The organism is Corynebacterium occultum, from assembly GCF_009734425.1.
Taxonomy (GTDB): domain Bacteria; phylum Actinomycetota; class Actinomycetes; order Mycobacteriales; family Mycobacteriaceae; genus Corynebacterium; species Corynebacterium occultum.
The window spans coordinates 2,739,150-2,753,153 of record NZ_CP046455.1 but is presented as its reverse complement, the minus strand read 5'-3'; the positions used below and the strand labels follow the sequence as shown (position 1 = coordinate 2,753,153).

The following is a 14,004-nucleotide window of genomic DNA, read 5'->3' as shown; positions in this document are numbered from 1 at the left end:
ACCCGGTGAAAAGCTCCCGGAAAATCTTCCTGGAAAAGCAGGCTACCTGGCAATCAGGTGCGCTGCAGGTGTCCCACTTCGCGGATGATGCCGAATCGGTGCATCGTCACGGAAAGCGCCTGCTCCAACAGGAAGTGCAACAGCTCCCGACGGCCATCAGCCAGGACCGGCTCATCGAGGATGACGGAACCCGACTCCACCGCCGCCTCCCGCAGTGAACTGTCCACTTCACCGATGGTGCGCACCCTGGTGGAGGGGGCATCCTCGATCTCCACCGCGAAGGCATCATCGGAGATCTCCCGGACGGTCAGTCCCATCTCCTTCAGCCCACGGGTGATCCGCTGGGCGGCACTGACATCCACCGCCACCCCAGTGCGATGACTGGCGATCTGGAGTCGCAGCAGGTCACGGAGGTGGAAACCATCTCCCAGGCGGATCCGCAGGGGTTCGCCCAGGGGGCGGTAACGGAAGATATTGGCCTCGGCGCTCAGTGCGGTTTTGTCATGTTCCACACCGAACTCCTTCCGCCAGGCCAGCTCATCCAGTTCGGCGGCACGCCAGAGCCAGGCGATGTCGGCCTCATCCAGTTGTTTGCTGAATCGGGAGGCGGCATCGCGCAGCACCTTGGCCACGGCGGGTCGGACCGAAACATCCCGGGCCGGCAGCTCCCCATCGGCCCAGGTGCCCTGCTGGGCGACATAGTTCGGGCCGCCAGCCTTCGCACCATTGCCGATGGTGGAGTTCTTCCAGCCACCGAAGGGCTGACGCTGCACAATCGCGCCGGTGATACCCCGGTTGACGTAGGCGTTACCCACCTCGACGCGGTCCATCCAGTGCGCGATCTCATCATTGTTGAGGGAGTGGATGCCACCGGTCAGGCCATATCCGGTGGAGTTCTGCCATTCGATCGCCTCATCCAGGGTGCTGGCGTGCATGATGCCCAACACCGGGCCGAAGCACTCATTGGTGTGGTACCAGGAACCGGGTTGCACCCCATCCCGGACACCCGGGGACCAGAGGGTGCCCTCCTCATTGAGCTGCTCCGGCTTGATCAACCAGCGCTCACCCGGATCCAGGACGGTCAAACCCCGCATCAGCTTCTCAGAGGGTGGTTCCACCAGACCATTCATGGTGGTGGAGATATCCGTGCCAGGACCGACCTTGAGGGTTTTCACGGCGTCGAGAAGCTGGTTGAGAAAACGCTTGGACTCCCCCTGGGAACCCACCAGGATGGCCAGGGACGCAGCCGAACACTTCTGTCCGGAATGCCCGAAAGCAGACTTGAAGAGATCCGCCACCGCCAGATCGGGATCCGCACTCGGGGTGATGATGATGGCGTTCTTGCCCGAGGTCTCCGCATTCAGACGCAGCTCCGGCTGCCAGGAACGGAAGAGCTTCGCGGTCTCCGAAGCGCCGGTCAGGATCACCGAATCCACATGCTCATGGGTGATCAACCGCTGCCCGGCCTCACCCTCATCGGCGCGCACCAGCTGCAGCAGATCCGGGTCCACCCCGGCCGCATCCATGCCGCGGTGAATGGCGTCCACCGCGATCTCGGCGCAACGCACCACCTGCGGCGCAGGCTTGACGATGACCGCGGCTCCCGCAGCAAGCGCAGCCAGCATCCCGCCGACCGGGATGGCCACGGGGAAGTTCCAGGGTGGGGTGACCACCACAACGCGGTGCGGGGTGAACCGAGAATGCGCAGCATCCAGGGCCCGGGCGGACTCTGCGTAGTAGGTGGCGAAGTCAATGGCCTCCGAAACCTCCGGATCGGACTGATCCACCGCCTTATTGGCCTCATGCGCCATCACCGAAATCAGCTCCCCGCGGGCATCCGCCAGGGCATCCGCGATCTGATCCAGAACCTCGGCACGCTCGGCACCACTGCGCTGGGACCAGCCCTCAGCCAGTGTCCGGGCACGTTCCACGGCGGTGTCGATGACATCAGGATCCGAGACCTCCTGGTTCACCGGCGCGCCGGGATCCGTGGCCAGTGCCTGCAGTGCCCATTCGCGGTTGTGCAGCAGGGCAGGGTCAGTGTCCGGTTCATTGATGAAACGTCCCAGGCCCACCGCCTGGGTGTCCGAATCCAGGTTGCGGTCCTGGCGGCGTCGGGGTCCGGAGGCGGTGACCCAGCGACAGGACACCGACTCGCGGAACCGCTGCTCCTGTTCCTGCATGGGGGTCTGGTGGTCCTGGCCCTCCACCTCGGGGGCGAAGAGGGCAGGCAGAAAGTTCTGTTTCTCACTGGTTTCCTCCAGTCGACGGACCAGGTAGGACACGGCCACATCGAAGTCCTCGGCGTGCACCACCGGGGTGTAGAGGATCATCTCCCCGAAGACCTTCTGCACCGCCCGGGACTGGGAGGGGGACATGCCCTGCAGCATCTCTGCATCCAGCTGATGCTCCACCCCACGCTTGACGGCCAGTTCCCAGGCCAGGGCCACGGTGTAGAGGTTGTGGCTGGCCACACCGATGCGCAGGTTATCGGCGTGTTCGGGCTGGAGGATGTAGTCGAGCAGGCGCAGATAGTTGGCGTCCACCTCCTCCTTGGAGGAGTAGGGGGCCTGGGCCCAGCCGTGCACCTCCGCCTCCACCTTCTCCATGGAGAGATTGGCACCCTTGACCAGGCGGACCTTGATTGCGGCCCCACCTTCGGCGCGGCGTTGCTGGGCGAATTCAGCCAGCTGTACCAGAGCGTCATAGGTGTCCGGCAGGTAGGCCTGCAGCACGATGCCGGTCTCCAGGTCCTTGAACTCCTCTTCGTTGAGCAGTTCGGTGAAGAGCCGGATGGTGAGGTGAAGGTCCTTGTACTCCTCCATGTCCAGGTTGATGAACACCCGCGGTGACTGCTGCATCGCGGTGCGGTAGAGCGGCCGCAGCTGTTCCTTCAGGCGGATCAGGTTGCCTTCGATGTCCCAGTGGTTGAGCTGGGCAACCAGGCTGGAGGCCTTCACCGACACATAGGTCACCCGCGGATTGCGGATCAGATCCAGGGTGCGGGCGGCACGGGAAGCAGCCTCATCATTACCGAGCACCGCCTCACCCAGCAGGTTCAGGTTGAGTTGGGTGCCCTCGGCATGAGCCTTGTCCAGCAGGGCATTCAGTGCCTTGCCCTCGGCATCGAGCACCAGGTGGCCAACCATCTGGCGCATCCGTCTCCTAGCCAGGGGCATCACCACATCCGGCAGCACGCGACCGGCCATACCGCCCGCCCCAAGTAGGAACTTATTGACGGGACCCAGGAAATCGGGGACCTCGGTGAGGCGGCGCAGCTCCTCGGCACCGACCTTGTTGTCCTCGGGGCGGGCCACCCGGTCCACGAAATCCATGGTGAAGTTCACGCCCTTGGGATCCCGCACGATCTCCGCCAGCTGTTCGGTGGCCTTGGCCTCCTTATGGGAGGCCTCGGTACCGGTCTCCTTGAGCCACTGGTGGGCACGTTCGACAGCTGCCTCAACCACAGCCTCCACATCCGCGGCATTCGCGGTGGGGGTGCGGGGTGCGTACTTCTGTTCTTCGATGTGGTTGGCGTTCATGCTGGACTCCTGAAATTGGGTGGTGCTGGTGCGGGGGCCGGTATATCCGGGCAGATTTATCTGGCCGGCTTATCGACGGCCGCGACCGGCGGCCGGTCACTGGCATGCCTGAGATTGCAACGATTCATGTGCATGTTTTGTGGCACCACCTTTCAGCGAGTCCCGGAGATTCCGAAAGAACTACTAGGGCCGAGTATATGGAGGAAACCAGGGGAGTGGGGCAGGTTACATTTTCGAGTATCCTTTGCGGGTGATGGGGAATTTTTTCGGGGAAAAGCGGGGCCGATAGGTTCTTAGGTAAGGCAGACCTATGAAATATAGGTTAATGCTCAAAAAAGACCCACCGTGATCAATTTTGTGTATAATTGCAGCTATGAGCAACTACACCGTTCCGGGAATCAATGAAAACGACGCCAAGAAGCTCAACGACGAGCTTCAGGCCCGACTTACCGACTACAACGACCTGCACCTGATCCTGAAGCACGCGCATTGGAATGTGAACGGCCCCAATTTCATTGCCGTCCACGAAATGATTGACCCGCAGGTCGAGCTGGTCCGTGGCTACGCCGATGAGGTCGCAGAGCGCATCTCCACCCTCGGTGGCGCGCCGGTAGGCACCCCGGCGGGCTCGGTTGAGGACCGCACTCCGCTGACCTACGAACTGAACGAAGGCCCCACCCAGAAGCATCTGGCTGAGCTGGACAAGGTCTACAACCAGGTTGTCGAGGGGGTTCGTGAATCCATCGCCGTCGCCGGCGAGCTGGATCCGATCACCGAGGATGCCTTGATCGGCCAGGCCGCCGAGCTGGAGAAGTTCCAGTGGTTCATGCGCAAGCACCTCGAGAATGCCCAGGGCAATATCTAGCACTTCTTTTCATCGCGGGGTCGGTCGACTCTCCTCCGGGAGAGCGGTCGGCCCTTCTTTTATGTGCTTTGGGGCTAGGTTTCAGGGCGGGTCGGGGAGCTCGGGGGGGGCACCGTGCCGTCGATAAGCTTCTGGTTCCTGCTGTTGTGGTCGATGGGCGGATTCCTGCTCGCGGCGGGCTCCCGGTGGCCGTGATTGAGGGGAATGGGGGAGTGGCTCGGCGATATTTTTCCCCGGTTCTGGCTCTGATCCGAGTAAATCTTCGGCCCCAGAGTTCGCTTTAAGCGATCAGAATTGAGCCTTCTCGGCTCGGGGTGGCTCAGGGTTCCCACCTATTTACCCCTGATTAGCTGGGAAAATGTGCAGAGTTGAGTCGACTTGGAATAACTTTGGAGTTAGTCTGGTTGCAGCAGATGTAAGGTTGAGTGACATCGGCTCAAGGGGATCTGTTAGTCTGGTTCCAGAAGTTGAGCTGAGTGCAGTCAACTAAAGATAGATCCCGGATCAACAGGAGGAATATCAATATGGGACGTGCAGTAGGAATCGACCTCGGTACCACCAACTCTGTGGTTTCCGTTCTGGAGGGCGGCGAGGCCGTCGTCATCGCCAACTCCGAGGGTGCCCGCACCACCCCGTCGGTCGTGGCCTTCGCCAAGAACGGTGAAGTTCTGGTCGGCCAGTCCGCCAAGAACCAGGCGGTCACCAACGTTGACCGCACCATCCGCTCCGTCAAGCGCCACATCGGCACCGACTGGTCGGTCGCCATCGACGACAAAAACTACACCCCGCAGGAAATCTCCGCCCGCACCCTGATGAAGCTGAAGCGCGACGCTGAGGCTTACCTGGGCGATGAGGTCACCGACGCCGTCATCACCGTCCCCGCCTACTTCGAGGACGCACAGCGCCAGGCCACCAAGGAGGCCGGCCAGATCGCGGGTCTGAACGTTCTGCGTATTGTCAACGAGCCCACCGCTGCTGCATTGGCCTACGGCCTGGAGAAGGGTGACAAGGAGCAGACCATCCTGGTCTTCGACCTCGGTGGCGGCACCTTCGACGTCTCCCTGCTCGAGATCGGTGACGGCGTGGTTGAGGTTCGCGCCACCGCCGGTGACAACCAGCTCGGTGGCGATGACTGGGATCAGCGCATCGTCGACTGGCTGGTCGAGAAGTTCAAGTCCTCCAACGGCATCGACCTGACCAAGGACAAGATGGCCCTGCAGCGTCTGCGCGAGGCTGCTGAAAAGGCCAAGATCGAGCTTTCGGCTTCCCAGTCCGCCAACATCAACCTGCCCTACATCACGGTTGACGCAGAGAAGAACCCGCTGTTCCTGGACGAGACTCTGTCCCGCACCGAGTTCCAGAAGATCACCCAGGACCTGCTGGACCGCACCAAGCAGCCCTTCAACCAGGTCATCAAGGACTCCGACCTCTCCATCTCCGAGGTTGACCACGTGGTCCTCGTCGGTGGTTCCACCCGTATGCCGGCCGTGACCGACCTGGTCAAGGAGCTGACCGGTGGCCGCGAGCCGAACAAGGGTGTCAACCCGGATGAGGTCGTCGCAGTCGGCGCTGCCCTGCAGGCAGGTGTCCTCCGCGGTGAGGTCAAGGACGTGCTGCTTCTCGACGTCACCCCGCTTTCCCTGGGCATTGAGACCAAGGGTGGCGTGATGACCAAGCTCATCGAGCGCAACACCACCATCCCCACCAAGCGTTCCGAGACCTTCACCACCGCCGAGGACAACCAGCCCTCCGTGCAGATCCAGGTCTTCCAGGGTGAGCGCGAGATTGCCTCCGCCAACAAGCTGCTCGGTTCCTTCGAGCTGGGTGGCATCGCACCGGCACCCCGTGGCGTTCCGCAGATCGAGGTCACCTTCGACATCGACGCCAACGGCATTGTCCACGTCACCGCGAAGGACAAGGGCACCGGCAAGGAGAACACGATCAAGATCCAGGATGGCTCCGGCCTGTCCCAGGAAGAGATCGACCGCATGGTCAAGGATGCCGAGGCTCACGCCGAGGAGGACAAGAAGCGCCGCGAGGAGCAGGAGACCCGCAACTCCGCTGAGTCCATGACCTACCAGACCCGCAAGTTCGTCGAGGAGAACTCCGACAAGGTCTCCGAGGAGCTCAAGACCAAGGTCGAGGAAGCTGCCAAGGAGGTCGACGAGGCACTCAAGGGTGATGACCTCGAGGCCATCAAGGCTGCCGTCGAGAAGCTCTCCACCGAGTCCCAGGAGATGGGCAAGGCCATCTACGAGGCCGAGGCCAACACCGGTGCCACCCAGGCAGACACCCCGGCTGACGACAATGTCGTCGATGCCGAGGTCGTCGATGAGGACAGCGCCGAGGAGAAGAAGGAGGATGACAGCAAGTGACCCAGTCCAACGGTATGCCCGACAACCCGGGAGATCCGGAGAACACCGATCCGGAGGCGACCTCGGCTGAGACTTCCGAAGCCGCCGCCGAGGAGGCCGCCGCTGGTCAGGGTGCAAGCGAGGACGCCATCGAGGGGCAGTCCGCCGAGTTTGATCCGACCCTCGAGTCGGACGTGGATGCGGCACTGGCTGATATCGATGCCGAACTTGCCGACGCCGAGGCAGACAGCGCCGACAACTCCGTCGAGGCCCAGCTGGCTGAGCGTACCGAGGACCTCCAGCGGGTCAGTGCGGAATACGCCAACTACCGTCGTCGTACCGAGCGGGAACGCCAGGGTGTGATCGATAACGCCAAGACCACCGTGATCACCAAGCTGCTTCCCATCCTCGATGATCTCGACCTGGCTGAGAAGCACGGTGATCTCGCCGAAGGTCCGCTGAAGGCCATCGCCACCAAGCTGCGTGACACCCTGAGGGAGTACAAGGTGGAAGCCTTCGCTGCCGAGGGTGACACCTTCGACCCGGAGATCCACGAAGCCGTTCAGGACCTGTCCTCCGGTGATGAGAAGGTCATCGGCACGGTCCTGCGTAAGGGCTACCGCGCGGATGCACGGATGATCCGCACCGCGATGGTCATCATCTCTGACCCGGCCTAAAATCAGCCGCCCTCCGGCCGGCTGATTCCGGTCAGCCAGCCAAGGGGGATGTCTCACCGCAGGTAGCGCTGAGAACCCGCACCTTCTCAATGGGAGAGCGTGCGGGTTTTTTCAGCTCAAGGTGGGGCTGGTGGGTGGGGCAGGTTGGTGCAGCAGGTGGCGGAAAATTTCAGAAACGCTGGTGTGGGGGAACCCCAGGAACCTCAGGTTCGATTGACTCAGGCCAGGGTGCGCATGGGTGTCACGGAGACTGTGGTTTGTGGAGAGATCCAGCCTCAAAGTTCAGTGCATTAGACTCAACCACAACTAAAAATATTATTGACAGATGCCCTGTGGTTGCCGCTGAAGTCAGTTGAACGAAGTTCTAGAAGAGTAATTTAAGGAGAGTGTCGGATGGCGCAGAACGAGTGGGCAACAAAAGACTATTATGCCGACCTCGGGGTATCTTCAACCGCCAGCGCGGATGAGATCAAGAAGGCCTACCGGAAGATCGCCCGGGAAAACCACCCGGACATCAAGCCTGGTGACAAGGCTGCTGAGGAACGTTTCAAGAAGGCCGCCGAGGCCAATGACGTTCTCAGCGACCCGGAGAGCCGCAAGGAATATGATGACCTGAAAGCGATGTTGCGAGGTGGAGGGTTCTCCGGCTTCGGCAGGGGTGGGGGGTCCGGCTTCCCCGGAGGGTTTCGCCAGCCGACGGACTTCAGCACCTCCGACATCTTCGGAGACCGATCCGATGGAGGATTTTCTGAAGACGGCGCTTTTGGCGATATCTTCGGTGGCCTTTTCAACCGTGGCGGCGGTACTCGCGGGACAGCTCGGCCGACGCGGGGCGCAGACGTCGAAACGGAAATCACCCTTGACTTCACCGAGGCGGCGAAAGGGACGACAATCCCGCTCCAGCTGACCGGGGATGCACCCTGCAACGTCTGCCACGGCTCCGGCTCCAAGTCCGGAAACCCCTCCACCTGTGGTGACTGCTCCGGCACTGGTTTCACCTCGGAAAGCCGGGGGGCCTTCGGGTTCTCCGCACCCTGTTCCACCTGTGGTGGCACCGGTCAGATCATCACCGATCCCTGCACCCACTGTTCCGGGAGGGGCACGGTCAACCGGACCCGTTCCATCACGGTGCGGATCCCGGCCGGGGTGATCGACGGCCAGAAGGTCCGCCTGGCGGGCCAGGGTGAGGCAGGCCCCAACGGCAAGCCTGCCGGTGACCTCTTCGTCACCGTGCATGTCCGCGAGGATCAGGTATTCACCCGTTCCGGTGATGACCTCGAGGTCACCGTCCCGGTGTCCTACACCGAACTGGCCCTCGGTGAAACCATCACAGTGCCGACCCTGGATGCTCCGGTTCGGGTGAAGGTGCCCGCCGGCACCCCCAATGGTCGGACCCTCCGGGTGCGGGGCAGAGGTGTGCCCAAACGCGGTGCTGAGGCCGGAGACCTGCTGGTCACGGTCCAGGTGAAGGTTCCCAAGAACCTCGATGCCGCAGCCACCAGCGCGCTGCGGACCTATGCCCAGGCGGAGAAGGGCTCTGGTTTTGATCCTCGGGCGGACTGGGCCGGGGCGAAGCGGAAATAGTCACCGGGAAATATCCCCTGGACCCTGTGCCCACTCAGGTGGTTGCAGGAGACGGTGGCTGATGGCAGTGAGGGAGGGAGGTGAGGAGAAGTCATGTCGATAAAAAATTCCGATAAAGACAACACACAGGACACCCGGCGGCGGGAAAGTGTCGCTGACTCCGTTGAGATCGGTGAGGTCTTCATGATCTCGGTCGCGGCGGAACTCTCCGGGATGCATGCGCAGACCTTACGTACCTATGACCGGATGGGTCTGGTCACTCCGATGCGCACCACCGGTGGTGGGCGCCGTTACTCGCGCCGTGATGTGGTGATGTTGCGCAAGATCCAGCGGCTGAGCCAGGATGATGGCGTTAACCTGGCCGGCATCAAGGCGATCATTGAACTCACCGAGGAAAATGAGGTGCTGCGGGCGGAGATGTCCGCCCTGCAGGCGGAGAACCAGAAGCTTCGGGATCATCTGGATCGAGGGGGCAACCGCTCTCGCGGCGAGATCGTGCACGTGCCCCGTTCCACTGCCGTGGTGATGTGGGAGCCCCGCCGTCCCCGCCGGAAACCACAGCATTAGCGAACTTCGCTGGGTTTTGTTTAGCCGATGATGAGCAGATCCCCACCACCCCCTCTTGGGGTGGTGGGGATTTTCTTCGCATTGTCCTGAGCTGCGGAAAGTGAGAAAAGGGGACAAGGTGCAAATAATGCAAATGTCATGATTCACATCGGGATTGTGAAAGTTGCTTGCATCACAGTGGGAGTGCGGTTACAAATGGGGATAGTCACCAACGGCTCCCGGCGGGAACGCCCGGGGCGACTCGAATTCATCAGAGGAAGGCAGCACCCCATGACTGTGTACGCAAACCCGGGTACCGAAGGCGCGATCGCGAACTACGAGAAGCGCTATGAGAACTACATCGGCGGCAAGTGGGTACCGCCGGTGGAGGGTCAGTACCTGGAAAACATCACTCCGGTCACCGGTGAGATCTTCTGTGAGGTGGCCCGTGGCACCGCCGCCGATATCGAGCTCGCCCTGGATGCCGCCCATGCTGCGGCCCCGGCCTGGGGCCGGACCTCGGTGGCGGAGCGTGCGCTGATCCTGCACCGCATCGCCGACCGTATTGAGGAGCATCTCGAGGAGATCGCCGTCGCGGAGACCTGGGACAACGGCAAGGCGGTCCGCGAGACCCTGGCTGCCGACATTCCGCTGGCCGTTGACCATTTCCGCTACTTCGCCGGCGCCATCCGCGCCCAAGAGGGCCGCACCTCCCAGATCGATGATGACACCGTGGCCTATCACTTCAACGAGCCTCTCGGTGTGGTCGGTCAGATCATCCCCTGGAACTTCCCGATCCTGATGGCCACCTGGAAGATCGCTCCGGCTCTGGCTGCCGGTAACGCCATCGTCCTCAAGCCCGCCGAGCAGACCCCGGCCTCCATCCTCTACCTGATGAACATCATCGGCGATCTCCTCCCGGATGGTGTGCTCAACATCGTCAATGGTCTGGGTGGGGAGGCAGGTGCTGCGCTGTCTGGTTCGAACCGTGTCGCCAAGATCGCCTTCACCGGTTCCACCGAGGTCGGCAAGATCATCAACAAGGCAGCCTCCGACAAAATCATCCCGGTCACCCTGGAGCTGGGTGGCAAGTCGCCGTCCATCTTCTTCAAGGACATCATGGATGAGAAGGACGGCTTCCTGGAGAAGGCTGTCGAGGGCTTCGCGATGTTCGCCCTCAACCAGGGCGAGGTCTGCACCTGTCCTTCCCGTGCGCTGGTGCACGAATCCATCGCCGATGAATTCCTGGAGCTTGGCACCAAGCGGGTCGAGGCCATCAAGATCGGTAACCCCCTGGACACCGAGACCATGATGGGTGCGCAGGCATCCCAGGAGCAGATGGACAAGATCACCTCCTACCTGGAGCTGGGCCCCCAGGAAGGGGCGGAGACCCTGACCGGCGGCAAGGTCAACAAGGTGGAGGGCCTGGAGGGCGGCTACTACATCGAGCCCACCGTTTTCCGGGGTGACAACTCCATGCGCATCTTCCGCGAGGAGATCTTCGGCCCGGTGCTCTCCGTTGCCACCTTCAAGGATTTTGATGAGGCGATCAGCATCGCCAATGACACCAACTTCGGTCTCGGCGCGGGTGTCTGGTCCCGTCAGAACAACATCGTCTACCGTGCGGGTCGTGCCATCCAGGCTGGTCGGGTCTGGGTGAACCAGTACCACAACTACCCGGCGCACTCCGCCTTCGGCGGTTACAAGGAGTCCGGTATCGGCCGCGAGAACCACCTGATGATGCTGGCCCACTACCAGCAGACCAAGAACATGCTGGTCTCCTACACCGAGAAGCCCACCGGTCTGTTCTAGCCTCCCACCATCTCCTTCACCGCCCGGTGGTCAGGGTGGAAAGTTGCCGCAGGAATTCCTCCTCATTCCAATAACCGGAATGATCTGCGGCAGACTCCCACACCTGCGCCCCGAAGAACCGGGAGGTGGGGTCAACGCCATGAACCCCGCCGAATGCGGTGGCCGAAAGGCCGATCGGGTCAGCTGATCCGGTGACCGCATGAACGCGGGGTTTTGCGCTGCCTTCCTCTTCCATATCTGCTTCTTTCATCCCCGCCGCCTGGGGAGACACCAGGTTCAGGTGGTCTGCGCGACTCAGCCCGATACCGGGGCTGCCGACCAGAACCACCTCATCGGCGGCCAGCCCTGGCCCCCGCGGACTGGCTGCCTCACCGAGCACCACAGAGCCATAGCTATAACCCACCACCACGCGTTGCTGCCCGGGATTCCGGCGGGCCAGTTCCGCCTGGAAATCACGGAGTTTGGGGCCCGCCAGCTGTGCCGGGATCCGGCTCATCGCCTCCGGAACGCTACCGGGTGCCGGATGCCCCATCCACAACACCGTGGCGGCCCCGCTGGTCTGGGAGATGTTCCGGGCCCGATCAAATTGAGTGGGCCAGCCCGCCGGATCCGCGGAGCCGGTACCGGCGGCGATGGTCACCACCGCATCAGCACTGTCGATGTCCCCGATGGCGGCCACGAAAGCGCCCTCGGAAAGTTCCAGGACCTGGATATCCGGTTGCTCCGCCACCAGCTGCGCCAGTTCCGGGGGAAGCCGCGGCAGGTGATGTTCATGGATGGCACCGGCCGCCAATCCCTCGAAATCGGCGAAGCTGCGCAGCGGTCCGGGGGAGTGGGCACCTGAGCGGGCGGTGATCTCCCGGGCGCAGATGAAATCCAACAGGGCCGCAGCATGGGAGATGTGCTGCAACCACATCGTCACCACCGGGTGGTATTCCCCCAGGGCCTCCACGAGGGGGAGGACGCGTTCCTGCAGCTCCTCCCAGGGGCGGAGGAGGTCTGCCACCTCAGCCAGCAGTTCACTGACCGCCAGGATCTGGGTAGCAGACAACGGAATCGGGCTGTGGTGGCTCAACAGCAGGGCGAAGCCATGCTCAAACCCCATGCCGAGGGTCTCGGCGGACAGGGCCGACCATTCAGCTTTTCTTTCGGCAGAGTCACTGTGCAGTTGTCCGCCCCTCTGGCTGAGCAGCTGGGCGTTACTCAGCAGTTCTGAGCTGTGAAAAGGAAGCAGCGTGTTCATCGGACTGCCCCAAGCTGCCAGGAGAGCACCTGATCCTGATACTCTAGCTCTACGCTGAATTCAGTTAATTGATCAAGCTGATCTCCTACCGCCCGGGCAGCCGAGTCGCAGCGGGAATGCCAGCTGCGCACGGCACCCTGAAGAGCGGCGGCGCTGCGGCTGCCACCGGGCAAGGCAAGTGAAGGCAGTACGGGGAAAGGACGTTGTGCCCTGGTGAGTGCTTCGGGCAGGTGGCGGGGGAAGCTCAATTCATTGTGTGTCATGACCACAGTGAATCCCCAGGTGCGGTGAAGCGACAAGAAGGATGCTCCCGAACCTGTGGATAAAGGTCACTTATCCACATATCCTGGGATCATGCGCATTGCAGTGGTACAGATCCAGTCCGGAGCAGATATTCTGGCCAATTTGGGCCGGATCGAGGAAAGCGCACGTCAGGCAGCTGCAGAGGGAGCGAAATTGCTCGTCTACCCGGAAGCCAGCAGCCAGGCCTTCGGGACCGGGAGGCTCGACCGCGATGCCCAGGAGATCGACGGGGAGTTCGCCGGCCGACTGAGGGAACTTGCCGAGGAACTCAGGGTGGTGATCGTGGCGGGTATGTTCGCCCCGGCGGACACGGTGGAACGTGAGGGCAAGACCATCAACCGGGTGTACAACCTGGCGCTGGTGACCGGCCAAGGGCAGCACCTTGGTTACCGGAAGATCCACACCTATGACGCCTTCAACTACGCCGAATCTGACACCGTCCACCCCGGTGAGGAGCTGGTGACCTTCCAGGTGGAGGGGCACACCCTGGGCGTGGCGGTCTGTTATGACGTGCGCTTTCCAGAGCAGTTCAAGGCACTGGCCACTAAGGGTGCGAAGGGGATTGTGTTGCCGACCTCCTGGGCGGATGGGCCCGATAAACTGCCGCAGTGGCGGACCCTGACCGCGGCCCGCGCCCTAGACTGCACCTCCTGGATCATCGCCGCAGGTCAGGCGCGTCCCGGTGGGGAGGTGGAGGGTGGGACCCCCTCCGGGCCGACCGGGATCGGACATTCCTGTGTGGTTGACCCCAATGGCCAACGTGTGGCTGAGGCCGGTTATGGCGAGGACACCCTCATTCTCGACATTGACCTGGATGTGGTGGACAAGGTCCGCAAGATTCTGCCGGTGCTCGGGGCAGGGAAGTTCTAGCGGAATTCCTTTATCCCGTGGCGGCTCACCACCAAGGCGGCCGGATCCTGCGTGGCGGCGAGACGATGCCTGCCTGACATCCAAGGCCGGGACGTCGAAAAGCCGGATGACGCTCAGATGCGGAGCACTTCCCACCTTCTGCTGGATCTTGCGCAGGTGCTTTTCCAGGCGGGGCCCTTCATGACGGAGAACGTTCCGCAGCTGCTGG

10 protein-coding genes are annotated in these 14,004 nt (G+C 62.3%); 7 read left to right on the top strand and 3 right to left on the bottom strand.

What is annotated here, in order from left to right:
- Nucleotides 1–53: 53 nt before the first annotated feature.
- Nucleotides 54–3,542: a bifunctional proline dehydrogenase/L-glutamate gamma-semialdehyde dehydrogenase gene (locus COCCU_RS12525; protein WP_156231960.1), complete on the bottom strand. Its 3,489-nt coding sequence runs from the start codon at nt 3,540–3,542 to the stop codon at nt 54–56.
- A 373-nt stretch (nt 3,543–3,915) separates the two neighbouring features.
- Between COCCU_RS12525 and COCCU_RS12520 the strand changes: the two genes are divergently transcribed.
- From COCCU_RS12520 to exaC, 6 genes are all read left to right on the top strand, one after another.
- A complete protein-coding gene (locus COCCU_RS12520; protein WP_156231958.1) occupies nt 3,916–4,407 on the top strand; it encodes a Dps family protein in 492 nt (163 codons plus the stop codon).
- Between the two features lie 524 nt (nt 4,408–4,931).
- Nucleotides 4,932–6,782: a molecular chaperone DnaK gene (gene dnaK / locus COCCU_RS12515; RefSeq protein ID WP_156231956.1), complete on the top strand. Its 1,851-nt coding sequence runs from the start codon at nt 4,932–4,934 to the stop codon at nt 6,780–6,782.
- Nucleotides 6,779–7,438 (top strand): nucleotide exchange factor GrpE, encoded by a 660-nt coding sequence (grpE, locus tag COCCU_RS12510; protein WP_156231954.1) that lies wholly within the window; start codon nt 6,779–6,781, stop codon nt 7,436–7,438. The genes dnaK and grpE overlap by 4 nt, the downstream gene beginning before the upstream one ends.
- 393 nt (nt 7,439–7,831) lie before the next feature.
- Nucleotides 7,832–9,022 carry a molecular chaperone DnaJ gene (gene dnaJ, locus COCCU_RS12505; protein WP_156231952.1) on the top strand — a complete coding sequence of 397 codons (1,191 nt, stop codon included), beginning with the start codon at nt 7,832–7,834 and terminating at the stop codon, nt 9,020–9,022.
- A 183-nt stretch (nt 9,023–9,205) separates the two neighbouring features.
- Entirely contained in the window at nt 9,206–9,589 is a 384-nt protein-coding gene (locus COCCU_RS12500) for a heat shock protein transcriptional repressor HspR (RefSeq protein WP_231598946.1), read from the top strand.
- A 270-nt stretch (nt 9,590–9,859) separates the two neighbouring features.
- On the top strand, nt 9,860–11,380 hold the full coding sequence (gene exaC, locus COCCU_RS12495) for an acetaldehyde dehydrogenase ExaC (RefSeq protein ID WP_156231948.1): 1,521 nt from the start codon (nt 9,860–9,862) through the stop codon (nt 11,378–11,380).
- 16 nt (nt 11,381–11,396) lie between these two features.
- Here the strand turns inward: exaC and COCCU_RS12490 are convergent, their stop codons facing one another.
- The gene (locus COCCU_RS12490) at nt 11,397–12,623 is read right to left on the bottom strand and encodes an alpha/beta hydrolase (RefSeq protein ID WP_156231946.1); all 1,227 of its coding nucleotides are present in this window, start codon (nt 12,621–12,623) and stop codon (nt 11,397–11,399) included.
- Complete coding sequence (locus tag COCCU_RS12485; protein ID WP_156231944.1) at nt 12,620–12,886, bottom strand: hypothetical protein; 267 nt, start codon at nt 12,884–12,886, stop codon at nt 12,620–12,622. The genes COCCU_RS12490 and COCCU_RS12485 overlap by 4 nt, the downstream gene beginning before the upstream one ends.
- 91 nt (nt 12,887–12,977) lie before the next feature.
- Here COCCU_RS12485 and COCCU_RS12480 point away from each other — a divergent pair, with 91 nt between their 5' ends.
- A complete protein-coding gene (locus COCCU_RS12480) occupies nt 12,978–13,796 on the top strand; it encodes a carbon-nitrogen hydrolase family protein (protein ID WP_156231942.1) in 819 nt (272 codons plus the stop codon).
- Nucleotides 13,797–14,004: the final 208 nt, after the last annotated feature.

Coding starts and splice junctions, on each gene's coding strand:
- dnaJ (WP_156231952.1), top strand. CDS start 7,832: ATGGCGCAGAACGAGTGGGCAACAAAAGACTATTATGCCGACCTCGGG.
- COCCU_RS12520 (WP_156231958.1), top strand. CDS start 3,916: ATGAGCAACTACACCGTTCCGGGAATCAATGAAAACGACGCCAAGAAG.
- COCCU_RS12490 (WP_156231946.1), bottom strand. CDS start 12,623: ATGAACACGCTGCTTCCTTTTCACAGCTCAGAACTGCTGAGTAACGCC.
- COCCU_RS12485 (WP_156231944.1), bottom strand. CDS start 12,886: ATGACACACAATGAATTGAGCTTCCCCCGCCACCTGCCCGAAGCACTC.
- exaC (WP_156231948.1), top strand. CDS start 9,860: ATGACTGTGTACGCAAACCCGGGTACCGAAGGCGCGATCGCGAACTAC.
- COCCU_RS12480 (WP_156231942.1), top strand. CDS start 12,978: ATGCGCATTGCAGTGGTACAGATCCAGTCCGGAGCAGATATTCTGGCC.
- COCCU_RS12525 (WP_156231960.1), bottom strand. CDS start 3,542: ATGAACGCCAACCACATCGAAGAACAGAAGTACGCACCCCGCACCCCC.
- dnaK (WP_156231956.1), top strand. CDS start 4,932: ATGGGACGTGCAGTAGGAATCGACCTCGGTACCACCAACTCTGTGGTT.
- COCCU_RS12500 (WP_231598946.1), top strand. CDS start 9,206: ATGATCTCGGTCGCGGCGGAACTCTCCGGGATGCATGCGCAGACCTTA.